This window comes from Paucibacter sp. DJ2R-2, from assembly GCF_025717675.1.
Classification (GTDB): domain Bacteria; phylum Pseudomonadota; class Gammaproteobacteria; order Burkholderiales; family Burkholderiaceae_C; genus Paucibacter_A.
In genome coordinates this window covers 213,936-240,055 of record NZ_JAJIRT010000009.1, presented here as the reverse complement: position 1 = coordinate 240,055, position 26,120 = coordinate 213,936, and the positions used below count along the sequence as shown (strand labels likewise).

Here is a 26,120-nt window from a genome sequence, read left to right as displayed (position 1 = left end):
TGCCCGGACATGGAGTCAAGGGAGATGTCTTCTGGGATTACGCCGTTGACGCGAGTAGGCATGGTGCGCTCTAACGTGAAAGTGAGCGGACGCCGAAGGCGGTCCGCTCCAATGACAGGTTGTGCGTTGCGTGTGAAAGCACGCCAGATTCAATGAGCATGCCTAGCCTCGTAGTCGTGCAGCGCTTCTGCCAATCCCGCCGCGATATCGTCGCAGTCTCTGCGCCAAAGATAGTCCGTGTCCTGGCGCGTGATGACAACCGTGCAGCGAAGGTTTGACCTTTCCCCGTCCCACTTGAGCAAGACAACGGCTCCTTGCGCTTGAGCAGCCTCAATCTGCGGAATGAAACGGTCGATCATCTCGGTCATCAATCTAGCGACGCACAACGTTGAAGCTGAGGGGCCGGAGCCAGCTGGCCGCGCGAAGCTGAAAATATACAGTCAGAGTAGCGCGGCCAGCTGGCGGAGGTCCACTCGAGCGAAGGGTTAGGCGTCACTTCTTGAATCCGGGCCCGGATGCGGACCTTCAAGCACTTGGTACGAATCCTCAGCGTACATGCCGAAGAATTCTTCGAGGCTGCCGGCTACGCGTATGCATTTGTCGTCGTTGAAGTAATCGGCGAACACTGCGCTTGTGTCATCTCCGTTTGGAATCAGTCTGTAGCTCCAGCAGCTTATGAGGTAGTCAGAAAAGAGAACTCCTGTTGCAACGTCCGCTGTGTTCTCGATCTGTATGTCGGATAGCGTCCAGAGGCGCCAGTACTCCTTGTCCATCTCCGGCATTCCTCCCAATATTGCATACATAGAAACGACATCCGCTGTCGCCTTTGCACCAACCTTTGCGAAGGTCTCGCAAACTGCCGCCGCGGGCTCTGGGGGCAACAGAACTAACCCTTCGGTCTTCCAGCGTTCGATCATCCTGCGAAGGTTGCGCATTCTTTGTGACGCCTAACGTTTGACATGAGGGGCGCGCAGCGGCGGGACACGCTTGGCCCAGAATGAAATGAGGGCCATGCGTGGCATGCCGTTGCGCGTCCCTTCGATGGAAGGGTTAGGCGTCGGCATTCTAGGGCACATCATTTTTGACCACTTCCCACAATGCCAAATTCGATGGCCAGTTGCCCCAGTGATTTGACGGCGGATGCTGTAGTGGCGTTCGTCCGCATCGACAAGTGTGCAAGGCAATGCGAAAGCGCTAGTTCCCACTCCCCGTGAGTAGACAGCGACTCACACGTGCGAAGAGTTTCCGGCTCGAGTAGCGCCTGCACGGTTGCCAAGGCCGAGGTGAGGCGTTCCTGGGGGTTGTAGTTAGGCCCCTCTGCAAAACGAGCGACGACACCCAACCCGGCCAACGAAACAATAAGCGACCTTGCCGACTCAGCGGATTGCAATGAGACCCTCGGGCACTTCTTTTCAAGCAAGGCGTCGGTGGCTTTCTTCGCGGCGGCAAGACCGAGGCCGCAATGCGCTTGAAGTGTCGTGGTGCAGCTAACCTTCTTTGCACCTACTTCAGCACGGATGAGTTCGACGGTCTGCATTTCGACGCCTAACGTTGCAGCTAACCGGCCCGCGACGGCAGGACGCCGGCGGGCCAGAATGAAATGAGGCCCGAAGGCGGCGTGCCGTTGCGGGTCCGGTTGAGCGCAGGGTTGGGTTTCACTTCTGCTCTTCGTGCAAGGTGTCTACCCGAAGCTTGGCTATCTGTGCGGCTTGTGCGGCAGCGATGGCTGCTCCGACAAACTGATAGTTCGCGGAGCGATCAGCGAGAACATGCAACTCGACTCGTGGTGTCTGACTCCTGAGCGCTTGCAGTTGCTTCGTGAGTTCGGCTGAGGCTACAGGCTGACCGGCAAGCGAGTAGGCGCCGGTTGCCGATACTTCGAGCCTTACGACAGGCGAAGGAGGCTCCTCGCTGCATCCAATCACCGCGCCCAGCAATGCAGCCGATGTCAGTGCGCGGCTGATGAGACGGACTAAGGTCCTGCTTCGCGTGGCAAGCCGACGACTGGGAACTTGATGCATAGACTTACGTCCGATCTTGGAGACTGGGGGCAAATAGCTAGTGTTGCGCGACAGGCAGCCTGTGAAACCCAACGTTGAAGCTGAGGGGCCGCAGCCAGCTGGCCGCGCGGAGCTGAAAATGGACAGGCAGCATAGCGCGGCCGGCTGGCGGAGGTCCACTCGAGCGACTGGTTATGGCTCACGCCCGCATTCCCACCCATATGACCGCCTCAGTAGATGCTGCGATAACCGGCGAAAGCACCTTCGGCCAGAACTTGCCGCCATGCAAGTGCTCTGCCGAGTGATCGTGATGCCGCCTCTCATCCTCGACTATCGAGGAGATGGCCAAGACCGCCGCCTCGTCTTTGCCTCGCAATAACTCCAGTTGATGCTCGAGGTGGCGGAGGACGACTCGCTCGACCGCAACTGTAGTTGAAGCAATTGCCTTGCGTCCCAGGAGCCCTGTAGCCAGGCCAAGGACGAATCCTCCCAACGCACAAAGCCAATAGCTTCGGCATCGCCGGCGCCCCCGGCGCTGAAGTTCAGACCAAAAGACGTACCGATGCCGCTTCTCGTGGGACTTGAACTCCTCGAGCTCCATGACCATGTCCCGCGCCGTGAGCCGAGCGGCAATGATCTGTCCGGTGTAGATGCAGATTGCGCCGTGCTCACCCGCATGGTTCACCTTCAGGATCCGGGAACCGAGCTCCGAATCTTCAGGCACGGGACTTCGGTATTTCATGAGCCATAACGTTGAAGCTGAGTGGCCGGAACCGGCTGGCCGCACGAAGCGATGATTACCTGCTGAGCGGAGTGCGGCCAGCTGGTGAAGGTCCACTCGAGCGACTGGTTGGGCGTCATCGCGACTCGGTACATATAAGGTCTCATTGGACGCCCACCCCTGCGACAAGTGCTGCCGCGGCAGCGACGAAATTGATGAGTAAGAGTGCCGTGGCCAGTGTATTGAGGCGCTGTTCGCTCAGCAATGCGCCAGCGGCCAGGGAGAGCAAGCCGAAGCCCCCAAGAAAGCAAGCAACACCCCAGCTACCTCGCCAGAAGTGCCATGCCGCGTAGGCGACGAAGCCGATGCCACAATCAGCGAACAACGTGCGATCGCGAGAGCGCTCTTTACTTAGGAAGGAACGCAACGACATGATGCCCAACGTGTTGTATATCGGTAGCAAACGCCGTTTATCACGGCTGACGTCGCAATAACAGGGCGTGCGGAAGTGACGCCAAGTTCTTGTGGGGCTTGCATTTTTTGCCGATTCGAGGGCGTGTGCAGGGTCATTAATTTGGGCGTCAAAAGCGGCGTCTGTTACAAATTGCTCAGGCGGGGAATCGCGTGCGGCCTTGGGCAACAGAAATCGGAGCGTATGTTGCCAGCAATTCCTGGTGTTAGGCCAGCTTGCGGCTGCAGGTGCGCATCAGGGCTTACGGGGGGGCATGTCCTACGTTTCACCGATTCAGGCCAAGGCTGTTGCCTAAGCCCAGGGCTTGGCCCGGACCCAGGCGTGCCAGGGCCTCCCGATGCGGCATGAAGAACCTTCGGGTCTGGTCCATCAAAGAAGCTCGGGCCTGCAGGCCGCTGAGCGCGATGGCCGGTGCCGGCAGGGCCAGACTGGTGGCCGTGCTCGCCGGGAACCTCCCCATGCCCGCAAGCAGGCAATACCAGGAGGGGCGCTGATACATCAGCGCGGCCTCATGCCGGCTCAACACGGCGTCGAAGTCGCCACCTTGGTCCCAGGCCCTTAGCAGCTCAGCCAGGCGCTCGGAGCAGGGCTTGAGCGCCCGGTTGGCGCGCCAGTAGTCGCTGTCATCGCGGGTGTTGAGCAGGTAGTGCGTCTGCACATACTCCAGCACGCCGTCGAACATCTGGTTGATCTGGGCGTTGTAGCGCTGGCGCAAGTCTTCCATCGTGCCGCTGCCGCCCCCCGATTGCAGCGCCTCGATCAGGTGCTGCACCGAGAATTGGATCAGCATCAGAGCCGTGGCCTCCAGCGGTTCGATGAAGCCTTGGGACAAGCCGATGGCCACGCAGTTGTGGCGCCAGTGTCGGGCCACCCGGCCCACGCGCATCTTGAGTCGCCGGGCGTTGGCGCCCTCGGCCGCCGGGCCCAGGTGGGCGCGCAGGGCGGCTTCCGCCGCGTCGTCGCTGATGAAGTCGGAGCTGTAAACGTAGCCATTGCCATAGCGGCTGCTCAGGGGGATCTGCCAGGCCCAGCCGTGTCCCAGGGCGGTGGAGGTGGTCTCGGACGAGATGTCCTGCTCGGGCTCCAGCGGCGTGGGGATGGCGATGGCCCGGTCGTTGAAGAGCCGGTCGCCCCAGGGGATGAAGGGCTCGCCCAAAGTCTCGTTGATCAGCAGGCCGCGAAAGCCGCTGCAGTCGATGAAGAAATCGCCTTCCAGGCGCTGGCCGCTGTCTTGCAGGCGCAAGGCCATGATGTCGCCGGTTTCGGCGTGGCGCTCCACGGCGGCCACGGTGTCCACGCAGTGCTGCAGGCCCAGTTGCTCTCGCCCATGGCGTTTCAGAAAGGCGCCGAGCAGGCCGGAGTCGAAGTGATACGCGTAGTCGGTGGCCGGGCTGTGCTCGGGCTGGCCGTAGACAGGCGCACGACGCTGACGCGCCAGTTCAGCGGCGAGAAAAAAGTCTGCCGGGTTGGCGTCCACATCCTCGCCGCGGCGGCGCAGGTTCGCCTGCTGGATGAAGGCCTGGCCGAGCGGACGGTCGGCTTCGTTGAAGAAAGGGTGGACATAGCTTTCGTAGCCCGGCTGCGTGGACCAGCCGGGGAAGCGGATGCCGGCTTTGTAGGTGGCGTGGCAGGCGGGCATCCAGTCGCGCTCTTCCAGGCCGAGCTGGCGGAAGAAGTCGCGCAGATAGGGCGTGGAGCCTTCGCCCACGCCGATGGTGCCGATCTCGCTCGATTCGACCAGGGTGTAGCGGCACGCCGGGCCCAGCTGGCGCGCCAGCAGGCAGGCCGTCATCCAGCCCGCGGTGCCGCCGCCGACGATGACGAAATGGGGCGCTGCAGCGGGCGAGGGTGTGCTCATGAAGAGGAAGGGGTAGAAGGGACAGCGGGCTCAGGCCGCGGCGCGGCAGCGGCTTCATGTCCGGGCAAGGCCAGGCGGACTTCGAAGCCGCCTTGCGGATGGTTGCGAAAGCGCAGGCTGCCGCCGTGGTCGGCGACGATGTCGCGCACGATGGACAGGCCCAGGCCCAGGCCTTCTCCGCGCAGCTTGGAGCCATGGTCCAGCCGGGTGTAGGGCTGGCCGAGCTTGGCCAGGGCGCTTTCGGGCACGCCGGGGCCGTGGTCGCGCACGGTCAGCAAGACCTGACCCGCTTCTGCGCTCCCGGGCTCGCCCGAGGCCATCTCCAACTCGGTGCGGTGCTGCTGGGCGCCAGCGCCGTAGAACATGGCGTTGTCCAGCAAGTTGCCGAGTGCGCGCTTGAGGGCCAGGGGCTTGCCGAACACCGTCAGGGGCAGCTCTTTCAGCTCGATTTGCTGGCCGGTCATGCGCGCGTCGCGCACCATCTTCTGCAGCACCAGGTCGATGCGCACGGGCGCGCGGTTCTCGTGAATGTCGGTGTCCTTGACGATTTGCAGCGCGGTCTTGACCATCATGTCCAGTTCGTCCAGGTCCTCATGGAACTCGTCTTGCACGGCGGGGTCGTCGAGCAGCTCGCTGCGCAGACGCAAGCGTGTGATGGGCGTGCGCAGATCGTGCGAGATGGAGGCGAACAGGCGCTCGCGGTCGCTGAGGTAGCGGCGGATGCGTTCCTGCATGTCGTTGAAGGCCTGGATGGCGCGGCGCACCTCCGAGGTGCCGCTCAGGCGCAGCGGTTGTGGTGTGGTGCGGTGGCCGACCAAGGCCGCGGCCCGGCTCAGACCGCGCAGCGGGCGGGTCAGCGCGCGCGCGGCGATCACGGTCAGGATCAGGGCCAGGCACAGGGTCAGCAGCTGCGGGGCCAGGCGTTGCCAGGTGAAGAAGTCCAGCTGCTCCAGAAAATAGGGGTCGGGCATGGCGCTGCTGAGGTAGACCCATTGCCCCGGTTCTGTCTCCACCTGGATGACCAAAAAAGGCGCCGGCCGCTCGCTGGCCAGCAGGGAGGGGTCGACCCAGCTGTCGGGCAGGTCGGCCAGCAGGGCGCCGCTGGGCGCCACCTTCAGGCCTTGCGGTGAGGCCAGGGCGACACGAATGGGCGTGCCGGGCGCCAGCTGGGCGCTGATCTCCTGGCGCACGATGGCTTCCACCGAGCGTGCCAGTGGCAGATCGGGCAGGGCTCGCGTCGGCACTTCGCCCTTGTTGAGAAAGACCAGGAAGCGCGTGCCGCCCATGGTGCGCAGCTGCTCGATCACCAGCGGTCGGTAGGGCGCCGGCAGCTCGCGCAGCGCCCGCAGCGCGCCGAGCACGCCGCTGGCCACATGGTGGGCGGCCAGCTCGGCCTGGCGCCGGGTGCGCAGCTCCACCTGGCGGTACCAGAGCAGATTGACCAGCAGCTGCACGATCAGCAGGCCGGCCAGCATGGCCAGGGTGAAGCGGCCCTGCAGGCTGTCGAACCAGAAGCCGACGCTGCGGCGCGGCCAGCTCTGGGTGTCGTTCAGACCCGCGGCTTCATAGCGCATGCGAGGCGTTGACCGTGGTGGCAAAGACATAACCGGAGCCCCGAACGGTCTTGATCAGGGCCGGCTGCTTGCCGTCGTCTTGCAGGCGCTGGCGCAGGCGGCTGACCTGCACATCGAGCGAGCGGTCCAGCGGCCCGAGGTCGCGGCCGCGCGTCACCTCGGCCAGGCGGCTGCGGTCCAGCACCTCGCCGGGGTGCTCGACCAGCAGCTTGAGCAGCTGGAAGTCCATGCCCGAGAGGGCCGACGCCGCGCCCTCGGGGTCGATCAGGCTGCGCTCCAGCACATCGAGGGTGAAACCGTTGAAGCGGAAGTAGCGCGGCGTCTGGTTGCGTTCCTGGCCGCTGCGGCGGTGGATGGCCTTGATGCGGGCCAGCAGCTCGCGCGGGTTGAAGGGTTTGCCGATGTAGTCGTCGGCGCCCAGCTCCAGGCCGACGATGCGGTCGGTCTCCTCGGCGCTGGCGGTCAGCATGATGACGGGCACATCGGAGCGGCGACGCACCGCCTGGCACAGGGCGAAGCCCTCGGTGTCGGGCAGCATGACGTCGAGAATGCACAGGCTGATCTCGTCGCGGAAGCGCTCGAACTCGGCCATGAAGCTGGCGCCGTCGTGGGCCAGGCGCACCTCGTACTGGTTCTTCTCGAGGTAGGTCTTGAGCAGAGTGCGGATCTTCTGGTCGTCGTCGACGAGCAGGATGGTGCGGGTCATGGCAGGGCTTTCGGGGGGCGCGGGCCGAGTGCGCGCAACAGGGCCTGGAGGCGGCGCTGCGCGGCGGCAGGGGTCTGGTTGGGGTCGAGGGCGAAGCGGTGCACGGTTTCGATGAAGGCGTTCTTGCCGACTTCATCAAAAGCCATGCGGTGCACCAGGCTGGGCACGCGCGGCGTGCCGGGGTTGGCGAACAATCGGTAGGAGCGTTGGGCGCAGAGGTCCAGCTCGTCGACCGGCACATCGCGCCGCACCGGCACCGAGCCCTTGATGCGGTTGTAGCTGATCTGCAGCGTGGCATTGCCCAGCAGCTCGGCCATGCGCTCTTGTGCCGGCTGCTTGCTGCCGTCGCCGGCGAGCATGGCCAGGGTGTCGATGCTGAAGAGATGGGCTTGCGCCGTGCCGGGCACGGCCTTGCATTCGAAGTCGCGCCCGCCTTCCTGGCCCAGCGCGCCGAGCTCACCGCGCACCCAGTCGCCGCTGATCAGCATGGCCGTGCGGCCGGCGGCAAAGTCGGCCACCAGCTCGGTCCAGCGGCGCTCGCCGGGGTTGGCGTTGCCGATCTGATTGCTGCCGCTGCCTGCGCTGACCGGCGCGGCCAGATTGCGCCATTCGCGCAGGCGCTTGAAGCTGCGCTCCAGGGCCGGGTCGTCGAAGGCTTGCAGGTCGCGCTGCACCACCATGCGCTGGTAGAGCGCCGGCCCGGCCTCGCCAAGCAGCATGGCCTCGAAGACCGTGGCCACCTGCCAGGGCTCGTCGCTGAAGCCCACGGGCGTAATGCCGGCCGCGCGCAGGGCGCTGGCCGCACGCATGACGCCGGCCCAGTCGCTGGGCGGCTCGATCTTGAGCTGGCGGAACAGGGCCAGGTTGAGGTAGAGGTTGTTGATGCGGTGGATGCCCAGGGGCGCGGCCACCACATGCTCGCGCACATTGAGCTGGCTCATGACCTGGGGGAAGAGGGTGCTGCGCCAGTCGCGGCGCTGGGCCACGCCGTCCAGACGCAGCAGCAGGCCCAGCTCTGCCCATTCGCGCAGGGCCTGGCCGTTGAGTTGTGCGACCTGCGGCGCTTGGCCGCGCAGGGTGCGCTCGTTCAGCACCTTGATGGCGCCGCCGCCGCCGCCGCCGGCCACGGCGCCGTCGACCCAGCGCAAGCCCTGCTCGGCCATGCGGGCCGCCACCAGGTCCGCTGCGGCCCGCTCGCCGGCCGAGGTCCACCAGTGCAGGACGTTCAGGTCCTGGTTGGCCTGCAAGGCACTGGCGGCCGGCGCCGTGGGCGCGGCGCTCAGCGGCTGCAGCATGGCGAAGGAAGCGACAAGAGCGAGCATGAGCCGCATCTTGCCCTGCAGGCACGCGGCGCAGGCCTTGCTTTTGTTGGACTTCGGTGAGCTTGTGTAAGGCACGGGCAGGCGGCGCGATGGCGGTTGTGACAATTGTTCCTCGCTCCGCAGGCCTTGGCGATTGGGGCTTTCGCGGCGTTCCGTGTCGGCCCCACCGCGGACTTTGGGGGCGCCATGTTAAGTAAGGTAACAAGCGCCTGAATCCATGGGGAAAGTGAGCCTGGACCAGCACGCCCATGCCATCGGCGCTGCCGGTCTTCCCCGGCCACGCCGCCGCCCGGGATCAGCCGCTGCCGTCGCGCGATTGCGTTACGTGACCCGAGCGCCTATCGTGGCCAGCATGTCGGCCAGGGAGGGTGTGTGCGCGCTGACCGGTGCGGTGTGGCCGGGCGCCGTGTGCGGGCTCGCTCGGGACCGTTCTCCGAAGGCGCGCCGGTCGCGCCGGGGCGGGGGCCAGGGTGCTGGATGACACCGAGCCCGCGCTGCATGAAGCTGCTCCTTGCCTGCGAGTGCTTCCCCCGCCAATGCGGAGGCACTCGCAGGTTTTTTCTTTCTTTCCTTGGGCTCAGCCGCCCGACCGGCTCGGCTCAGGCGGGCTGGCTCGATTCACTGGGCGTGGTCTTCTTCCAGTTCGTCGTGCTCGTCATCGAGCTCGTCGTTGTCCAGCACGGCCACTTCGGCGTACTGCACGCCGTGCAGCTGATGGCGATAGGCCAGGTGCGCATGGCGGCCGGTGGCTTCATGGTCGCCTTCGTCGTCGGCGGCTGCGGCGGCCAGGTGGTGATCGGCTGCAGCCGAGAAATGCCGTGCCGCCAGACGGTGGTAGTCGGCCACCGATTCGAAGTCTTGCTCCAGCAATTCCGTGCTGGCGTCGACGGGCAGGTCTTGCTTCAGTTCTTGGCTCATGGGGCTTCTTTCTTTCCGTTCGCTCGGTTGAGATGCAGTGCGGAGGGCTGCGCCCACCGGCGGCAAGCCAGCGGGCGCATGCTCAGCATCACGGTGCGATGTGAAGCCTTGGTGACAGGCCCGAACAGCCCTTCAGGACGCGGGCTGCCGCGTGTCGAGGTAGTTCTGCGCCGCCGCCCGTGCGGTTTCAAAGGCCTGGCGGAAGGCCTGCAGTTCGGCCGAATAGTCGCTTGAATCAGCGGCCGAATCAGCGGCCGAATCAGCGGTTGGGGCGTCGCCGGCCTCCTCGCTGCAGACCCGCTCCAAAGCACCCGCCCGCTCGCTCAGCTCGGCCATGCCGAGATAGCCCGAGGAGGTGCCGCTGGCATGGGCCAGCTGGCGCCAGCCGGCGCGGTCCTTGTCCTCCAGCGCATGGATGCGCAGCTGTGTGTCGGCCAGGAAACGGCTCAAGAGGGTCTGGAAGCGCTCCGGCTCCTTGAAACGGGCTTGGCCGACGGCGGCGTCGAAGCCGGGCAGTTTGGGGGGCGGCTCGGCCGCAGGCGCCGGCTGGTTCGCTTCAGCCTTGCCGTTCTGGCCGTCGCTGGCTCGGCCCATCAGCTGGTTGATCTTGCCCACCAGCTCGTCGACATTGAAGGGCTTGGCCACGAAGGCGTCCATGCCGGAATCCAGTGCGGCCTGGCGTTGCTGGCTGAAGGCACCGGCGGTCAGGGCGATCACCTTCAGGTGTCGCAGCTGCGGCGTGGCGCGGATCTTCTCGGTGGCGGCATAGCCGTCCATGACGGGCATCTGCACATCCATCAGCACCACGTCGACGCTGTCCGGCTGGCCCAGCAGCTGGGTGATGGCATCCAGGCCGTCCAGCGCCTGGGTGACGACGGCGCCTTCGCCGCGCAGGATGTCCTGGGCGACGTCGCGATTGATCTCGCTGTCGTCGGCCAGCAGGATGCGCAGGCCCTTCAGGCGCTGCAGCTGCGGTGCGGCCGGCTTGCTGGCGAGCAGGGCGCCGCGGCGGTTTTTGGCGTCCAGCACTGCGTTGTAGAGCCCGGAGGCGGTGACCGGCTTGGTCAGCACCGCGTCGATGAGCTCGCTGCCGGCTTGGTCGCGCAGGCGGTCGCGGTCAAAGGCGGTGACCATGATGATGATGGGCGCGTCCGGATCATCTGAATGGCCCGGTTCATGGGCTTGGGCCTCATGCGCCTGCACTTGCAGCTCGCGGATCTGCATCGCAGCGGCCAGGCCGTCGACCACCGGCATGCGCCAGTCGAGCAAGATCACGTCATAGGGCAGTTGCGGTGCCCGCTCGTGCAGCAGCTGCAGGGCTTGCTGGGCCGAGTCCGCGCTGTCGGCGTACCAGCCCAGGCTTTGTGCCGTGTTGCACATCACCTGGCGGGCCACGGCATGGTCGTCGGCAATCAGCACGCGCTGGTGCACCATGGCGGGCAGGGAGCTCTCGGTCACCTCGCTCAGCTGGAAGGGCAGGCTGACGGTGAAGGTGCTGCCGCGGCCCAGCTCGCTGCGAACGGTGATGCTGCCGCCCATCAGCTCGGCCAGCTGGCGGCTGATGGTCAGGCCCAGGCCGGTGCCGCCGAAGCGCCGGGTGGTGGAGCTGTCGGCCTGGCTGAAGGCGTGGAAGATGCTGTTCAGCTTGTCCGGGCTGATGCCGATGCCGCTGTCCTGGACGCTGAATTCCAGCTGGATCCAGTCCTTGCCCCGATCCGCAGGCGCTGTCAGGCGCCGGACATGGACCACGACCTCGCCTGCCGGTGTGAACTTGATGGCATTGCTGGCCAGATTGGTCAGCACCTGGCCGAGTCGCAAGGCATCGCCCTTGAGGAACAGGGCACCGGCCGGCGCTGCGCCGACCAGCACCTCCACCGGTTTGTTGCCCACGGCCGTGGCCATCAGGTTGGCCAACTGGTCCAGCACATCGTCGAGCCGGAAGGGCATGGACTCGATGTCCAGGCGGTGCGCCTCGATTTTGGAGAAGTCCAGGATGTCGTTGATGATGGCCAGCAAGTTGTTGCCGGACAGCTCGATCTTGCGCACCATCTGCAGCACGCCGGCCTCCAGAGGCTGGCGCTGCAGCAGATAGCTCATGCCCAGGATGGCATTCATGGGCGTGCGGATTTCGTGGCTCATATTGGCCAGAAACTCGCTCTTGGCCTGGTTGGCGGACTGCGCCTGTTCGCTGCGTTCAAGCAATTCGAGATTCAGCTCTTGCAGACGTTGTTGCGCCTGCTTCAGGGCGCTGACATCGGTGACCAGCACGAAGAAGCCGCGCACATGGCTGTCGTCGCGGTCGGGAATGAAATGCACCCAGGCGTCGCGGCTGTGGCCTTCGGCGTCTAGTAGCTGGCGCTCGAGCTGCTGCGGCTCGCCTTGCAGCACCCGTTCCACATAGGGCTGGTACCAGGCATAGCGTTCTTCGCCGAGCAGCTCGCGCATGGACCGGCCCTGCAGCTCGACCTGGCCCAGGCCCAGCCAGGACTTGAAAGCGGCGTTGGCAAAAGCGCAGCGCCGGTCGGGCGTGCAGTAAAGGATCATGCCGGGCACGATGTCCAGCAGGGTGTGCAGAAAGCGCTCGTCGCGCTGCAGCTGCAGGCGCTGTTCGGTGATTTCGCTGATGTCGTGCACGACCACGTAGAAGCCCTGAACCTCGCCGTCCAGGCAATCCGGCAGGTAGTGGGTCAGGGCGTGCCGCATGCGCTCGCTGTCGGGAATGCGGATGCTGCGCTCGAAGGTCTGGGTTTCGCCACGCAATGCCGCGTCGATGTGTTTGCGGTTGGCTTCGAACAGCTCAGGCCCGAGCAGCTTGGAGATATGTCGCCCGGGCAAGGTTTCGGGATCAACGCCGAACCAGCTGGCATAGGCATGGTTGGCCACCTGGTTGATCAGCTGCTTGTCCCAGTAACCGATCATGGAGGGCAGGGCGTCGATCACACTGCGCAGGCGCCGGCGGGCGGCTTCCAGCTCCTGGGTGCGCGCTTGGACCTGACTCTCGAGGCTGGCGTTGAGTTGCAAGATGCGCGCCTCGGCCTGCTGCTTGCGCTGCTGGTTGCTTGCCAGCAAATACGTGAGCAGTGCCAGGAGCGCGGCGATGCCGGCCATGCCGATGCCGACCAGCTTTGGCTCGATAAAGTTGCGCTGAATTAGAAAGTTAGGTTGTGCCCTGACCTCCAGCAGCCATTGGCGACCGAATTGCTGCAGCGGCAGACGCACACGGAGCCCGGCCGCGGCGACGGCGGCTGGCTTGGAGTCGTAGAAGGCCTGGGGCTCGGGCGAAGCCTCGGCATCCAGCAGACGCAGGGCGAAGCTGTTGCGTTGGAAGTCCAGACCGGCCAGCACTTCCTCCAGCAGCAGCGGTGCATAGGCCAGGCCCTGAACTTCGGCCTGGCGTTCGGCCACGGTGGCCGGTGTGCTGCCGCTGCGAAAGATCGGCAGCATGAAGAGCAGGCCCTGGCCCGGCTTGCCACTGGCTTGCAGCAAGGTGATGGGCCGGGTCAAGGTCGCCTGGCCGCTGGTCACGGCTGCCAGCGTGGCCTCGCGTCGCGTCGCCTCGGAGGCGATGTCCAGGCCCAAGGCGGCCTCGTTGCGCGCTACCGGCTCGATGAACTGAATCACCCATCGTTCACTCTGGTTGGGGCTGAGCGCTTGGATGTGGAAGTCGGGTCGGCCGTCGAGCCGGATGCGACGCAGAAAGGCCGCCTCCTGCTGCGGCAGCAGGCGCCGGATCAGGCCGAAGCCACGGGCGCCTGGAAACTCACGCTCCAGGTCGCGGGAGCGCATGTATTCCTGAAAGCTCTCGCGGCTGAGTCGGTCCAGGCCGGCCGCCAGCGCCGCGCCACGAGCGCCGCGCAGGCCGTACTCATAGCTGCGCAGGCGGTCTTGGACCTGGCCCAGAGCTTGCTGTGACAGCTCGGTGAAGTGGGTCTGCGCCTCGGTCGCTTGCCGATGCTGCAAGGCGACGGTGCCAGCCCATGCCAGCACGCAGCCGCCCAGCAGCACAGCCAGAGCCAAGGCACTGGGCTTGTCGCCATGCTTCATATCCGCTCCCTGCGGCCGGCCTTGGGTGCTCTGACCGCTGGAGGGAGACTAACTCAATTCGCCTTGCGAGGGGATGGCTGCAGCAGGCGGCGCAGGGCCCAAGTTGCCAGACTGCCCAGCAAGAGTCCCAGGGCATCGGCCAGGAGATCTGGCCATTCGCCGCTGCGTCCGGGCACCAGGGTCTGCAGCAACTCGATGGCGCCGCCGTAGGCCAACAGGGCCAGAAGCAATGCAAATTGGCGCCTGGGCCAGGCCAAACTCCCGAGCAAGCACAGGGAGCCGAAGGCGCACAGATGATTGAGCTTGTCCCAACCGAGGCTCATCTGCTGGGGCGGCTTCGGGCTCAGCGCCAGCCAACTGATGATCAGGATCAGCGGCACAAAGAGCAGGGCCAGGCCTCTTTGGATGGCGGGGCGTTCAAGCAGAGGGGGGGGAGTGGCTGACTGGTTCACGGTGACCGGTGAAGTAGGAAAGCGCTACCGGAAACAACAAAGCCCAGCTCTTGCGAACTGGGCTTTGCGGATTTTTTTGATGGTGCCGGAGAGATGAATCGAACACCCGACCTTCTCATTACGAATGAGCTGCTCTACCGACTGAGCTACACCGGCATCAAGCCCAAGATTCTAGCAGGGTTTATTTGGCCGAATCAAGGTGGTAGGCGGTCACGCGCTCGACTTCGTTCTTGGAGCCCAGCACCACGGCCACACGCTCATGCAACTGGGTGGGGGTCAGGTCCATGATGCGCTGGCGGGCATTGGTGGCGGCGCCGCCGGCCTGCTCGACCAGGAAGGCCATGGGGTTGGCTTCGTACATCAGGCGCAACTTGCCGGCCTTGTTGGGCTCGCGCTGGTCCCAGGGGTACATGAAGACACCGCCGCGGGTCAGGATGCGGTGCACATCGGCCACCATGGAGGCGATCCAGCGCATATTGAAGTTCTTGCCGCGCGGACCTTCTTCGCCGGCCAGGCATTCGTCGATGTAACGCTTTACTGGGGCATCCCAGTGGCGCATGTTCGACATATTGATGGCGAACTCCTTGGTGTCCTCGGGGATCTTCACGCCTTCTTGCGTCAGCACAAAGCTGCCTTGCTCGCGGTCCAGGGTGAACATGGCCACGCCGGCGCCGAAGGTCAGCACCAGGGTGGTTTGCGGGCCGTAGACGCAGTAGCCGGCGGCCACTTGCTGCTTGCCCGGCTGCAGGAAGTCGTCTTCCGACACGCCCTTGCTGCCCTCGGCCTTCTTGAGCACCGAGAAGATGGTGCCGATGGAGACGTTGACGTCGATGTTGGATGAGCCGTCCAGCGGGTCAAACATCAGCAGGTATTCGCCCTTGGGGAAGCGGTTGGGCACCAGGTAGATGCCTTCCATTTCCTCGGAGGCCATGGCCGCCAGATGGCCGCCCCATTCATTGGCTTCGATCAGCACCTCATTGGCGATGATGTCGAGCTTCTTCTGGATCTCGCCCTGCACGTTCTCGCTGCCGGCCGTGCCCAGCACCTCGCCGAGCGCACCCTTGGTGACGCTGATGGCGATGCGCTTGCAGGCGCGCGCGACCACCTCGATCAGGAGGCGCAGCTCCTGCGGGATGTGGCCGTGCTGGCGCTGTTGTTCGATCAGGTATTGAGTCAGGCTGATGCGACGTGTCATGGTGACGGTCTTTCTCGGGGAAGTAAAAAATCGGGTCGGAGCGCGGCAGACGAAGAAAAGGGGCCTCGTGGCCCCTTGTCATCTGCCCGTTCAGGCGGCGGCGTCGGCCGACTTGTCGGATTCCAGTGCGCGGTCGATGACCTCGCGCACATCGCTGGACAGGTCGGGCTTGGCGGCCACGCGGCGGATGGCTTCCAGGGCGGCGCTGCGGAAGGGCTGGGCCAGGGTGGTCCAGCGGTCCATGGTCCGCGCCAGGCGGCTGGCGATCTGTGGGTTGATGGCGTCCAGGGCCAGCACCTGCTCGGCCCAGAACACATAACCCGCCGCATCAGCGCGGTGGAAAGCGGCCGGGTTGAACATGCACAGCGAGAAGATCAGGCTGCGCGCGCGGTTCGGGTTCTTGAGCGTGAAGTCCGGGTGTTGGGTCAGCTGCTTGACGCGGGCGAAGCTCTTGCCATCCAGCTCCGGCGTGCGGCCTTGCAGGGCGAACCACTTGTCGATGACCAGGGGGTCGTCCTTGAACAGCTCGTGGAAGCGGGCCAGGGCCGGCTCGGCCAGCTCGGCATGGGCGTTGACCAGGGCGCTCAGGGCGCCGAGGCGCTCGGTCATATTGCCGGCGTCCTTGAAGCGCTGGTAGGCGCGGCCGGGCCAAACCGTGTCGCCGCTGCGGGCGGCGTCCAGCACCAGCATGCTCAGGGCCAGATTGGCCAAGGCGCGCTTGCCGGAGGACACCGGATCGGGCGTGTAGCCGCCCTTGATCTGGTTGGCCTCGAAGGCCTGGGCCCAGTCATCGCGCAGGGCTTGCGCCAGTTGGCTGCGCGCGGCCTCCACGGCGGCGTGGATGGCTTGCGGGTCCACCACCTCCAGCTGCTCGGCGATATAGCCTTCGCCGGGCAGGGTCAGGGCCAGGTCCTTGAAGGCGGCGTCCAGCTCGGGGTGGCGCAGCACGGCGCGCATGGCCTCGATGAAGGCGCTGTCCAGCTGCAAGGCGCTGCCGCTGCGCACGGCCGCCAGGATGCGGTTCAGAGCCAGGCGCTGGCTGGCTTCCCAGCGGTTGAAGGCATCGGCATCGTGTTGCAGCAGCACCAGCAGGTCCGCATCGCTGAGGCCGTCATCCAGCACCACCGGGGCCGAGAAGCCGCGCAGCAGCGAGGGCACGGGCTGGCTGGCCAGGTTGGTGAAGACGAAGCTTTGCTCGGCTTCATCCAGCACGATCACGCGCTCCAGGCCGGCGGCCTGCGCTTCGCCCTGCAACTGCAGAGGCAAGGCCTGACCCTCGGGGCTCAGCAGGCCCAGGGCCACCGGGATCACCTGGGGCAGCTTGTGCTCCTGGCCCGGGGTGGCGGGGTTGTGCTGCTTGAGCGTCAGGGTGTAGGTCTGGGCGGCCGCGTCGTACACGCCGCGGGCCTGCACGCGCGGCGTGCCGGCTTGCGAGTACCAGCGCTTGAAGTTGTCCAGGCGTGTGCTCAGGGCCGAGCCGGGGTTGGCGTCGGCGATGGCGGCGGCGAAGTCGTCGCAGGTCACGGCCTGGCCGTCATGGCGCTCGAAGTAGAGCTTCATGCCCTTCTCGAAGCCGGCGCGGCCGACCAGGGTTTGGTACATGCGCACGACTTCCGAACCCTTTTCGTAGACGGTGGGGGTGTAGAAGTTGTTGATCTCGACAAAGGTGTCGGGGCGCACCGGGTGGGCCATGGCGCCCGAGTCCTCGGGGAACTGGCTGGCGCGCAGGGCGCGCACGTCCTGGATTCGGCAAACCGCGCGGGCGCTGGCGCCGCCGGCCATGTCCATGCTGAATTCCTGGTCGCGGAAGACGGTCAGGCCTTCCTTCAGCGAGAGCTGGAACCAGTCGCGGCAGGTGACGCGGTTGCCGGTCCAGTTGTGGAAGTACTCGTGCGCAACGATGGACTCGATGCGGCCGAAGTCGGCATCGGTGGCGGTGGCCGGCGAGGCCAGCAGGGCGCTGGTGTTGAAAATGTTCAGGCCCTTGTTCTCCATCGCGCCCATATTGAAGTCGGACACGCCGACGACCATGAAGCGCTCCAGATCCAGGGGCAGGCCGAAGCGGGCTTCGTCCCAGACGATGGAGGCGATCAGCGAGTTCATCGCATGCTCGGTCTTCTCCAGATCACCGCGGCGCACGAAGACTTGCAGCAGATGGTCCTTGCCTGCACGGGTGCGCACGCGCTGTTCGCGCGCCACCAGATCGCCGGCCACCAGGGCGAAGAGATAGCTGGGCTTGGGGAAGGGGTCGTGCCACTTGGCGAAATGGCGGCCGTTGTCGAGATCGCCCGAGTCGAGCAGATTGCCGTTGGACAGCAGCACCGGGAACTTGGCCTTGTCGGCGCGCAGCAGCACGGTGTAGACCGCCATCACATCGGGGCGATCCAGGAAGTAGGTGATGCGGCGGAAGCCCTCAGCCTCGCACTGCGTGAAGAAGCTGCCACCCGAGGTGTAGAGGCCGCTGAGCGCGGTGTTCTTGTCGGGCGCGCAGGTGTTGCGGATCTCAAGCGCGAAATCGGCATCGGGCACGTTGTCGATGATCAGCTCATGGCCTTCCTGGCGGAAGGACACGCTCTCGCCATTGATCAGCACGCGCAGCACATTGAGCTCTTCGCCGTGCAGGCGCAGGGCGCCGTGGGCGACGGCGGCATTGCGCTCCAGCTGCATCTTGGAGGTGACCAGGGTCTTGGCCGGGTCCAGATCGAAAGTCAGGTCGACGGTACGGATCCAGAACGCGGGCGCGCAGTAGTCTTCGCGGCGGATCAGGGTGGCAGTGCCTTCACGCATGGCGGGCATCCTTGGGTGGCAAGAGGTTTGAAGCCCCGCGCGGGTGGCGCGGGGTCAGAGGCAGGTCAGGGAAAGAGCCGGGCGGGCGTCTGGGTCTCAGACGCCTTGCTTCAGGCTCTCGGTGATGAAGGGGTCGAGGTCGCCGTCCAGCACCTTCTGGGTGGCCGAGGTTTCGTAGTTGGTGCGCAGGTCCTTGATGCGGCTCTGGTCCAGCACATAACTGCGAATTTGGTGGCCCCAGCCCACATCGGTCTTGGTGTCTTCCAGCTTCTGCTGTTCTTCCATGCGCTTGCGCATTTCATGGTCGTACAGGCGCGAGCGCAGGCGTTTCCAGGCCACGTCGCGGTTGCTGTGCTGGCTGCGGCCGTCCTGGCACTGGACCACGATGCCGGTCGGGATGTGGGTCAGGCGCACGGCCGAGTCGGTCTTGTTGATGTGCTGGCCGCCGGCGCCGGAGGCGCGGAAGGTGTCGGTGCGCACATCGGCCGGGTTGATGTCGATCTCGATCGAGTCATCGACTTCCGGGTAGACGAACAGCGAGGCAAAGCTGGTGTGGCGGCCGCCCGAGCTGTCGAAGGGGCTCTTGCGCACCAAGCGGTGCACACCGGTCTCGGTGCGCAGCAGGCCGAAGGCGTATTCGCCTTCCACCTTGATGGTCGCGCTCTTGATGCCGGCCACGTCGCCGTCGGTCTGGTCTTCCAGCGTCGCCTTGAAGCCCTTGCGTTCGGCGTACTTCAGGTACTGGCGCAGCAGCATGCTGGCCCAGTCGCAGGCTTCGGTGCCGCCGGCGCCGGCCTGGATGTCGACAAAGCAGTTCAGCGGATCGGCCGGGTTGTTGAACATGCGGCGGAATTCCATCTGCTCGACGATTTCCGTCAGCTTGGCCGCATCGGCCTCGATGGCTTCCAGGCCCGCGAAATCATCTTCGGCCTTGGACATGTCGTAGAGCTCGGCGTTGTCGGCCAGATTGCTCTCGAGGTGGTCGACGGTGTTGACCACGTTTTCCAGCGTGCGCTTTTCTTTGCCCAGCTCCTGGGCGCGCTTGGGTTCGTTCCAGACGCTGGGGTTCTCCAGCGCGGCATTGACTTCGTTCAGTCGCAGTGCTTTGCGATCGTAGTCAAAGATACCCCCTTAGCGCGGCAGTCCGCGCTGTCAGGTCGGCCAGGGTGGTACCGATGGTGTTGATGCGTTCGATGTCCATGTTCTTGGTTCCCAAGGAGTGCTTGCGGTGGAATGCGTGGGTGGGCGCCGCGCGGCCCTGAGCGGGGTCGGGGCCGGGCGCACCTGCATCCGAACCCGCTATTTTCACATGCCATGGGCCCCGGGCGGCAAAGCGCTTGTCCCAGGCCGGGCGCCGGGGGAAATGCTGCACACTGCCCAGCCATGAATCTGCATGATTTCGACCGCCCCGCGGCTCAGCCAAACCCGCCGCCGGCCAGCTCGCGCCAGCTGCAATACTGGCAGCGCACGCGCCGGCTGACCGCGTGGCTGCTGCTCTTGTGGCTGGCCGTGTCTTTCGGCTTGACCTACTTCGCCCGCGAACTCAGCTTCGCCTTTTTCGGCTGGCCCTTCAGTTTCTGGGTGGCGGCCCAGGGCGCCTTGGCGGTGTTCTGCGTCATCGTGGCCTTCTATGCCCGGGCCATGCGCAAGCTCGATGAGCTGTACGCCCCGCCCGGCTGAGTGCCAGGCCCCGGGCATTCACTGGAGCAGGAAGTCTTCCAGGCAGCGCGCCAGCGCCTCGGGCTGGTCGTGGTGCAGCATGTGGCCGGCTGCGCGGATCATCTGCTTGTCCAAGCGCGGCACGGCGCTCAGCCGGGCCTCGAAGTCGGCCCGCGGATAGCGGTCACCCCAGAACTGGCTCAAATCGCTGGCATCACCCTCCACCCAGAGGGTTGGCGCCGTGATCAGCTTCCAACCAGCCACGATCTCGTCCTTGCGGTAGAGGATGGGGTTGGCGCGCTTGTGCGCGGGGTCGGCCAGCAGCTGCCAGCTGCCATCGGCCTGCTGGCGTGACCAGTGCGGGGCCAGCCAGGCGGCCTTGTCCGGGCTCAGCCGCGGGTTGGTCTTGATCAGGCGCTGGGCCACGGCATCGAGGCTGGCGTAGGGGCGCAGCTGCGGTGCTTCCTTCAGCTCCTTGAGCCAGGTGGCCAGGCGGCCGGGCGCTTGCTCGGGCTTGGCCTCGGGCAGGCCGAAGCCCTCCAGATTGATCAGCCGGCGCACCCGTTCGGGCCGCACGCCGGCGTAGCTCATCACGACATTGCCGCCCATGCTGTGGCCGAGCAGGTCGACCGGCAGCTCCGGGCTGATCTGGTCGAGCAAGGCGTCGAGATCGGCCAGGTAGTCCGGAAACCAGTAATTGCTGCCGGGCGCGTTGTCACTGAGGCCGAAGCCGCGCCAGTCCATGGCCAGGATGGGGCGTTCGTCATTGAGCGCGCTGAGCGCGTCGACCAGGAACTGAAACGAGGCGCCGACATCCATCCAGCCGTGCAGCAGCACCAGCAAGGGTTTCTGCGGGCTGGCGGACGCCGTGGGGCCCCAGCGCAGCAGGTGGTGGCGCAGGCCGCGCAGGGTCAGGAAATCGCTGTCGTGGGGGCGGCGTGGGCCGTAGATCGAGGGGGCGGCTGGGGCATTCATGCCCTGCACTGTAGGCGAGCCGAGGTCTGTGCTCGCTCGAGCACTTGAACCGTGGCGGATGTGTCACCGTTCCCGGGCAGAATGCTGCGCATGATTTCATACACCTTGCGTTCCGCCGAGCCCCGAGATGTGCCGGCCATTGTGGGCCTGGTCAAGGAATTGGCCGAGTTTGAAAACCTCAGCCACCTGCTGGAGCTGACGGTGGAAAAGCTGCAGCTGCACTTGTTCGGTGCCAAGCCTGTGGTCGAGGCCCTGGTCGGTGAAATCGACGGTGAGGTGGTCGGCTACGCACTGTTCTTCACGAACTTCAGCACCTTTCTGGGCAAGCCGGGCCTCTATCTGGAAGACCTCTATGTCCGTTCGGCCCACCGTCGCAGCGGACTGGGCCAGGGCATTCTGAGTCGCCTGGCGCAGATCGCCGTCGAGCGCGACTACGGTCGCTTTGAGTGGACCGTGCTGGACTGGAACGAGGACGCGATCCGTTTCTACGAACGCATGGGCGCCCATGTGCTGCCCGAGTGGCGCATCTGCCGTCTGGCGGGGCCGGACCTGCAGCGCTACAAAAAAGCTTGAGGCGAGCAGCCGGGCGCGCTCAGCGCAGCCAGGCCCGCAGCAGCTCGGGCGGCCGGGCGATCAAGGCCCGTTGTCCGTCAATGACGATAGGCCTTTGCAGCAGCCGCGGGTGCGCCGCCAGAGCGGCCAGCAACTCCGCCTCACCCAGTTCGGGCCGCTCCAGTCCCAGGGCCTGGTATTCGGGCTCGCCGCTGCGCAGCAGCTCACGGGCACCCAGGCCCAATTGGCCAAGCAGGGTCTGCAAGGCCGGCAGGTCCAGCGGGGTCTGCTGGTAGTCGATCACTTCGACGGCATGGCCGCCGCTTTGCAGCAAGGCCAGGGCTTCGCGCGACTTGGAGCAGCGCGGGTTGTGGAGAAGGCGCAATGTCGTCATGGCTTCAGTGTAGGGGTGGGCGAGACGGGCGCGATGGGCTTCACTTGCTGCTCAAGACGCGCACGCTGAGCCGGCTGTCCGGCGGCGCGATCAGGCGCGCCTCGTCGGGCCAGCTTTCCTGGCCGCTGAGCACGGTGCAGCTGCGCGGCGGCTGGCCTTTGACGGCATCGGGATCGCGGTCCTTGGGGTCGGCCGTCAGTGGCAGCGCCAGCAGCTGGCCTTTTTCGCGCCATTCCAGCTCCCATTCGGGCTTGTTGCTGCAGATGCGCACGCCTTCGAACTGAGGGAACAAGGGCCGCAAATACCAGGGCAGCATCTCGCTGCGCAGCTTGTGGGCCAGTCGGGCGATGCGGCGCACCGCGCCCATGGTCAGCTGATCCGGCTGGATCGACAGCCTGAGGCTGGCGCTCAGCGAGGCTGCACCGCGCTTCCAGTTGCGGGCCAGGTCGGCATCCTTGCCCTGCTCGGCCGGCAGCACCGGCAGCTGGAATGTGCCGTCCTCGGCCAGCTTGACGGGCAGCACGCCGTCGTTGTGTTGCACCGCCAGCTTGGGCGTGAAATTGGCCGGCTTTGCTTCTTTGAAGGCGAGCTTGAATTCCATATAGAACAGGCCTTCGCCATGCTTTTGCATCAGGCCCAGGATCTCGTTCATCTTGGCATAAGGGATGAGCGAGCCGTCGCGCTGCAGCGTCATGGATACCGTCTCCAGTTGCACCGGGCTGTCCGTGGCTGCACTGGCGGCTGCGGCGGTGGGCGTGGGCTGAGCTTGCGCGCTGTGGCCGAGTGCCGCCGCTGCCAGCAGCAGCAAGGACAAGGGCCGCGAGTAGCGCAGATTCTGGCGAGGTGTGGTGTTGGGCATGGTGTCAGAGGGCTTGGATGGTGGCGTTCAAGGGCTACTTCTTGCAGGCAGATACCAGCTTGGGTGCGCCGCGCGCGACCGCGTCAAAGGCGAAGAGCTCGCTGACGCGGGCGTCCTGCACATCGATACAGCTGCTGCCCTGGCGGAAACGGGTGTGGCCGGGCTTGATGGACTCTTCGCTTATCTCGGCATTGCCGAGGGCTGAGGCAATGCGCGCTTCCACGGTGAGCCGCTGGGTGTTGGCCCGGGGATCGCGGCGCACCATCTCGGCCAGTCCGGGCAGAGCGCCCGAGGCCGCTCGGCCGGGCAGGCCCAGCTGCAGGGGCGCAGGCGAGGCCAGGGCCTTGGCTTGCGGCGGAGCGGGCGCGGCCGGCGGCGCCACCCAGGTGATGGCATTCGGGCCGGGCTCGGCTGTCGCAGGCACAGGGCTGTGGGGGGGCGCGGCCAGGCTTTGTTCCGCCCGAGCGCGCGCTGTGCCCGGCGGGCTGGCCCGGCGCAGCATCTCGCGCTTGGGCTTGGGGGGCATGGGTAGCAGCGAGGGGCGGCTGAGCAAACGCATGCTTACCCATTGGCCCTGTGCGGGAGGCTTGGGCACACCGACCAGGTTGGATTGGCGCGCGTGGAAGAACATGGCCAGCAGGACGATGTGCACGAGCATCACGATCGCCCAGCCCCCCAGCTTGTTGCGGCGCGGGGCCAAGAAGGCAGCCGGGGCGCTCATGGCGATGCCTCGGGTTCGGCAGGCTCGGGGCCGGGATCATAACGCAGCAAATCACCGGGTTGGCATTCCAGGATGGCGCAGATGCGGCTCAGAGTGTCGAAGCGCACGCCGCGCACCTTGCCCGATTTCAGCAGCGAGAGGTTGGCCTCGGTGATGCCCACCCGCTCGGCCAGCTCGCGTGAGCGCATCTTGCGCCGCGCCAGCATCACATCCAGGGTCAGCACGATGGGCATCAGATGAACTCCGCGTTCTCCGCTGCCACTGCCTGCGCTTCCTGCATGACCTGGGCAATGCCCCAGATCACCAGGCCGACGAAGAAACTGAGGAAATGGTCAAAACCCAGGCCCAGCACCAGCTGGCGCTGGCCGACCGGGTTGTAGAAGGTCAGTGCGAGGATGGACAAGGTGTGCCCCAGCGGCTGGGCCAGGGCGTGAACCATCAGGCTCAGCGCCAGGCGACGCAGGCGCAGCACCGGCTCGCGGGTGAAGACCTGACCGCGCCGGTAGGCGCCGAACAAGCACCAGACCTGCCAGAGCGCGAACAGCAGCACGGCGCTGGGCAGGCAGCTGGCTGCCCAGCCCCAGGCCCGCGAGGCAGCGTCCAGCTGCAGGGGAATGTCGGCGTCGGTGACCCAGTAGTTGCGGGTGACTTTTTCCAGCCATTCGGCCCGGCTCCAGAGTTGGGCGGGGACGATGAGGACGATGGCGGCGCCGGCGATGCACAGCAGCTGCACCCAGCGCGCGAGGCGGCGGACGCGGTCCAGGGCGGCGGAGGGGTGGCCAGTCGCGGCGCTGGGCGGGCGCGTGTCGGGCGAGTCGGAATGGGAGCGCATGGGCGCCATTCTCGCGAAACAATTTCTGTAAAACAATAATTTATAGAAATAAATCAATATTTCCTATGGAATCGGCTGGCGATGCTTGGAGGGGCGTCGGACGCCCCGCTGCCGGGGCAGGCAAGAGCTGTTTGATCGTCGCGCAGCGCGCCAAGGCTTTGTCCGCTGCCAAGGGGCGCAGGGCTCGGCACCGTCGGCTGGCCTCCGGTCGCCTCAAAGACTCAGCAGATCTTTCAGCTCGGCCGCATGGCGGCGTGAAACCTCCAGACGCTTGCCGTCGCTCATGGTGATCTCAAAGCCCTCGCGTATCGAGGCGGCAATGCTGGTGATTGCCTGCAGATTGACTAGATGCTGTCGGCTGGCGCGGAAGAAATGCTGGGCCGGCAGGCGCTCCTCAATCTGGTTCAGCGATTTCTTGACGTAGGCGCTTTGGCTCATGCCGCTGCTCTTGTTGGCATAGTGCACGCGCACATAGTTCTTGCAACTCTCGATGTAGAGAATCGAGGGCAGGGCGACCAAGTGACAGCGCTCGCCGTCTTTGATGAAGATCTTGCTGTCGAGGTCCAGAACGGGTCTGGGCTCACTGACGCTCTCGTGTTCGGGCTCACGCGAGGCCGGTTCCGGCGGCAGGTTCTGGCTCAGCTTGGCCACGGCCTGGGCGAGGCGCAAGGGGCTGATCGGCTTGAGCAGATAGTCGACCGTGTTGAAATCAAAAGAGCGGATCGCGTGTTCGGAGTAGGCGGTGGTGAACACGATGCGGGGCGTGTAGTCAAGTTTCTCCAGCAGATCAAAGCCGTTCTCGCCGGGCATGTGAATGTCGAGAAAGAGCAGGTCGGGGCGCAAGAGTTCGATCGAGGCCAGCGCCTGTTCTGCGTCGCCAGCCTGGCCGACGATCTCGACCTGCTCGGGAAAGGCGGCCAGCATGCGCACCAGGCCCTCGCGGGCCAGGCGCGAATCCTCAACCACCAATGCTCTGAGCTTGCTTGGCTCCATCAGCTGTACTCCTTGGGCAGGCTGAGCTCGACCTGGAAATGACCGGGCCTCGTCTGAATGTCCAGGCTCGCGCGCCCACCGTAGAGCAATTTCAGCCGGCGCTCGATATTGGGCAAACCCAGGCCGAGCCCGGGCACGGCCGTGGCGGCGTTCAAGGGGCATTCATTGCCGACGATCAGACGCAGGCGCGCGCCCTCATCGCGCGCCTCGACATGGAGCAGGCCGCCCTGGGGCAAGTGATCGAGGCCATGTTTGATGGCGTTCTCGACCAGGAGCTGCAGGACCAAGGGCGGCAGCAGGCAGTTCCTCAGCTCGTGCGCAACGCTGAGCCGGAAGTCCAGGCGCGCTTCCATTTGCGTGCGCATGATGGACACGAAGGCTTCGGTGATGGCGAGTTCCTCGCTCAGGCGGGTCTTGCTTTTTTGGCTGCTTTCCAGCGAGTAGCGCAGCAGCTCGGACAAGGCCACGATCATGGCGTCGGCACGCTCAGGGTCTTCATGGATCATGAAGCGGACGTTGTTCAGCGCGTTGAACAGGAAATGCGGCTTGAGCTGATCGGTCAAACTGCTCAGCTGAGCGGCTTTCAAGCTCATCTGCAGGCGCAGGTTCTGAAGCTCGCCCTCGCGGGCCCTTTGTGCCGCAGCAGCGCTGATGTAGACGAAGGCCCAGGCGCAGATGAAGAGCTGGGCTTGCAAGCCATTGCTGAGAATATTGCGGACCAGAAAACTCAAGGCGTTGAAGTCCTTTTGCCCGGCGCTGATCTGGTCCCAGAAAAAAGGCATCACCAGGGCGGCCACGGCCGCCATGACGGCCACGCCGCTCAGGCTGCCGTAGGCGATGACGATGGGAATCAGCCGCCCCATGGCCAGCCGGTCCCAGCCGCGCCGCTGATAGAGCCAACGAAAGCCCAGCACCGCCAAGGTGTAGGGCGGCATCCAGGCCAGGGTGGACGCCAGGTTCTGGGCGTCCAAGCGGCCGAACAATAGGATGCTGAGCAGAGTCACCGCCGCGATGAAGCCCATGGCGGCGCCGTGATAGAGCCAGAACTGACGCTCGTCGGGAAAGAACTTCATGGCAGCGATGCTA

The 26,120-nt window shown here is 65.5% G+C and carries 26 protein-coding genes and 1 tRNA gene; 2 read left to right on the top strand and 25 right to left on the bottom strand.

What is annotated here, in order from left to right:
- Nucleotides 1–149 precede the first annotated feature (149 nt).
- The 17 genes from LNV28_RS19835 to prfB form a co-directional block, all read right to left on the bottom strand.
- Nucleotides 150–368, bottom strand: coding sequence for a hypothetical protein (locus LNV28_RS19835; protein ID WP_263519423.1), 219 nt, complete (start codon nt 366–368; stop codon nt 150–152).
- Between the two features lie 117 nt (nt 369–485).
- Nucleotides 486–935, bottom strand: a complete 450-nt coding sequence (locus LNV28_RS19830; protein WP_263519424.1) for a hypothetical protein — start codon at nt 933–935, stop codon at nt 486–488.
- 140 nt (nt 936–1,075) lie between these two features.
- On the bottom strand, nt 1,076–1,537 hold the full coding sequence (locus LNV28_RS19825) for a hypothetical protein (RefSeq protein ID WP_263519425.1): 462 nt from the start codon (nt 1,535–1,537) through the stop codon (nt 1,076–1,078).
- 118 nt (nt 1,538–1,655) lie between these two features.
- A complete protein-coding gene (locus LNV28_RS25240; RefSeq protein WP_411970000.1) occupies nt 1,656–2,021 on the bottom strand; it encodes an ExbD/TolR family protein in 366 nt (121 codons plus the stop codon).
- A gap of 178 nt (nt 2,022–2,199) precedes the next feature.
- Nucleotides 2,200–2,724, bottom strand: coding sequence for a demethoxyubiquinone hydroxylase family protein (locus LNV28_RS19820; protein WP_263519426.1), 525 nt, complete (start codon nt 2,722–2,724; stop codon nt 2,200–2,202).
- Nucleotides 2,725–2,884: 160 nt separating this feature from the next.
- Nucleotides 2,885–3,361: a hypothetical protein gene (locus LNV28_RS19815; RefSeq protein WP_263569034.1), complete on the bottom strand. Its 477-nt coding sequence runs from the start codon at nt 3,359–3,361 to the stop codon at nt 2,885–2,887.
- Nucleotides 3,362–3,458: 97 nt separating this feature from the next.
- The gene (locus LNV28_RS19810; RefSeq protein ID WP_263519428.1) at nt 3,459–5,051 is read right to left on the bottom strand and encodes a tryptophan halogenase family protein; all 1,593 of its coding nucleotides are present in this window, start codon (nt 5,049–5,051) and stop codon (nt 3,459–3,461) included.
- A complete protein-coding gene (locus tag LNV28_RS19805; protein ID WP_263519429.1) occupies nt 5,048–6,625 on the bottom strand; it encodes an ATP-binding protein in 1,578 nt (525 codons plus the stop codon). The genes LNV28_RS19810 and LNV28_RS19805 overlap by 4 nt, the downstream gene beginning before the upstream one ends.
- A complete protein-coding gene (locus LNV28_RS19800) occupies nt 6,615–7,331 on the bottom strand; it encodes a response regulator (RefSeq protein WP_263519430.1) in 717 nt (238 codons plus the stop codon). The genes LNV28_RS19805 and LNV28_RS19800 overlap by 11 nt, the downstream gene beginning before the upstream one ends.
- A complete protein-coding gene (locus tag LNV28_RS19795; protein WP_263519431.1) occupies nt 7,328–8,653 on the bottom strand; it encodes an ABC transporter substrate-binding protein in 1,326 nt (441 codons plus the stop codon). The genes LNV28_RS19800 and LNV28_RS19795 overlap by 4 nt, the downstream gene beginning before the upstream one ends.
- 618 nt (nt 8,654–9,271) lie before the next feature.
- The gene (locus LNV28_RS19790) at nt 9,272–9,571 is read right to left on the bottom strand and encodes a hypothetical protein (protein WP_263519432.1); all 300 of its coding nucleotides are present in this window, start codon (nt 9,569–9,571) and stop codon (nt 9,272–9,274) included.
- Nucleotides 9,572–9,703: 132 nt separating this feature from the next.
- Nucleotides 9,704–13,615 carry a CHASE domain-containing hybrid sensor histidine kinase/response regulator family protein gene (locus LNV28_RS19785; protein WP_263519433.1) on the bottom strand — a complete coding sequence of 1,304 codons (3,912 nt, stop codon included), beginning with the start codon at nt 13,613–13,615 and terminating at the stop codon, nt 9,704–9,706.
- A gap of 53 nt (nt 13,616–13,668) precedes the next feature.
- Nucleotides 13,669–14,067, bottom strand: coding sequence for a VanZ family protein (locus tag LNV28_RS19780; protein WP_263519434.1), 399 nt, complete (start codon nt 14,065–14,067; stop codon nt 13,669–13,671).
- A gap of 80 nt (nt 14,068–14,147) precedes the next feature.
- Nucleotides 14,148–14,223: transfer RNA gene (locus tag LNV28_RS19775), tRNA-Thr, on the bottom strand.
- Nucleotides 14,224–14,248: 25 nt separating this feature from the next.
- The gene (locus tag LNV28_RS19770) at nt 14,249–15,262 is read right to left on the bottom strand and encodes a class 1 fructose-bisphosphatase (protein WP_263519435.1); all 1,014 of its coding nucleotides are present in this window, start codon (nt 15,260–15,262) and stop codon (nt 14,249–14,251) included.
- Between the two features lie 90 nt (nt 15,263–15,352).
- Nucleotides 15,353–18,049, bottom strand: a complete 2,697-nt coding sequence (pepN, locus tag LNV28_RS19765) for an aminopeptidase N (protein ID WP_263519436.1) — start codon at nt 18,047–18,049, stop codon at nt 15,353–15,355.
- Between the two features lie 96 nt (nt 18,050–18,145).
- A protein-coding gene (gene prfB / locus LNV28_RS19760) for a peptide chain release factor 2 (protein ID WP_263519437.1) occupies nt 18,146–19,250 on the bottom strand; the annotation gives its coding sequence in 2 pieces (ribosomal slippage) (nt 18,146–19,168 and nt 19,170–19,250; 1,104 coding nt in all).
- Nucleotides 19,251–19,432: 182 nt separating this feature from the next.
- Between prfB and LNV28_RS19755 the strand changes: the two genes are divergently transcribed.
- Complete coding sequence (locus tag LNV28_RS19755) at nt 19,433–19,729, top strand: DUF4212 domain-containing protein (protein ID WP_263519438.1); 297 nt, start codon at nt 19,433–19,435, stop codon at nt 19,727–19,729.
- Between the two features lie 18 nt (nt 19,730–19,747).
- On the opposite strand, the gene LNV28_RS19750 is transcribed toward LNV28_RS19755, so the two are convergent.
- Nucleotides 19,748–20,683, bottom strand: a complete 936-nt coding sequence (locus tag LNV28_RS19750; protein WP_263519439.1) for an alpha/beta fold hydrolase — start codon at nt 20,681–20,683, stop codon at nt 19,748–19,750.
- Between the two features lie 81 nt (nt 20,684–20,764).
- On the opposite strand from LNV28_RS19750, the gene LNV28_RS19745 reads away from it, so the two are divergent.
- Nucleotides 20,765–21,256, top strand: a complete 492-nt coding sequence (locus LNV28_RS19745) for a GNAT family N-acetyltransferase (protein WP_411969999.1) — start codon at nt 20,765–20,767, stop codon at nt 21,254–21,256.
- Nucleotides 21,257–21,275: 19 nt separating this feature from the next.
- Here LNV28_RS19745 and arsC read toward each other — a convergent pair whose 3' ends face one another.
- The 7 genes from arsC to LNV28_RS19710 form a co-directional block, all read right to left on the bottom strand.
- Entirely contained in the window at nt 21,276–21,629 is a 354-nt protein-coding gene (gene arsC, locus LNV28_RS19740; protein ID WP_263519441.1) for an arsenate reductase (glutaredoxin), read from the bottom strand.
- 40 nt (nt 21,630–21,669) lie between these two features.
- Nucleotides 21,670–22,488 carry a hypothetical protein gene (locus LNV28_RS19735; RefSeq protein WP_263519442.1) on the bottom strand — a complete coding sequence of 273 codons (819 nt, stop codon included), beginning with the start codon at nt 22,486–22,488 and terminating at the stop codon, nt 21,670–21,672.
- Nucleotides 22,489–22,522: 34 nt separating this feature from the next.
- Complete coding sequence (locus LNV28_RS19730) at nt 22,523–23,209, bottom strand: hypothetical protein (protein ID WP_263519443.1); 687 nt, start codon at nt 23,207–23,209, stop codon at nt 22,523–22,525.
- Entirely contained in the window at nt 23,206–23,442 is a 237-nt protein-coding gene (locus LNV28_RS19725) for a helix-turn-helix domain-containing protein (RefSeq protein WP_263519444.1), read from the bottom strand. Before LNV28_RS19725 ends, LNV28_RS19730 begins: the two co-directional genes overlap by 4 nt.
- The gene (locus LNV28_RS19720; RefSeq protein WP_263519445.1) at nt 23,442–24,041 is read right to left on the bottom strand and encodes a DUF2975 domain-containing protein; all 600 of its coding nucleotides are present in this window, start codon (nt 24,039–24,041) and stop codon (nt 23,442–23,444) included. The genes LNV28_RS19725 and LNV28_RS19720 overlap by 1 nt, the downstream gene beginning before the upstream one ends.
- Before the next feature lie 213 nt (nt 24,042–24,254).
- A complete protein-coding gene (locus LNV28_RS19715) occupies nt 24,255–25,034 on the bottom strand; it encodes a LytR/AlgR family response regulator transcription factor (protein ID WP_263519446.1) in 780 nt (259 codons plus the stop codon).
- Nucleotides 25,034–26,107 carry a sensor histidine kinase gene (locus LNV28_RS19710; RefSeq protein ID WP_263519448.1) on the bottom strand — a complete coding sequence of 358 codons (1,074 nt, stop codon included), beginning with the start codon at nt 26,105–26,107 and terminating at the stop codon, nt 25,034–25,036. Before LNV28_RS19710 ends, LNV28_RS19715 begins: the two co-directional genes overlap by 1 nt.
- Nucleotides 26,108–26,120 lie beyond the last annotated feature (13 nt).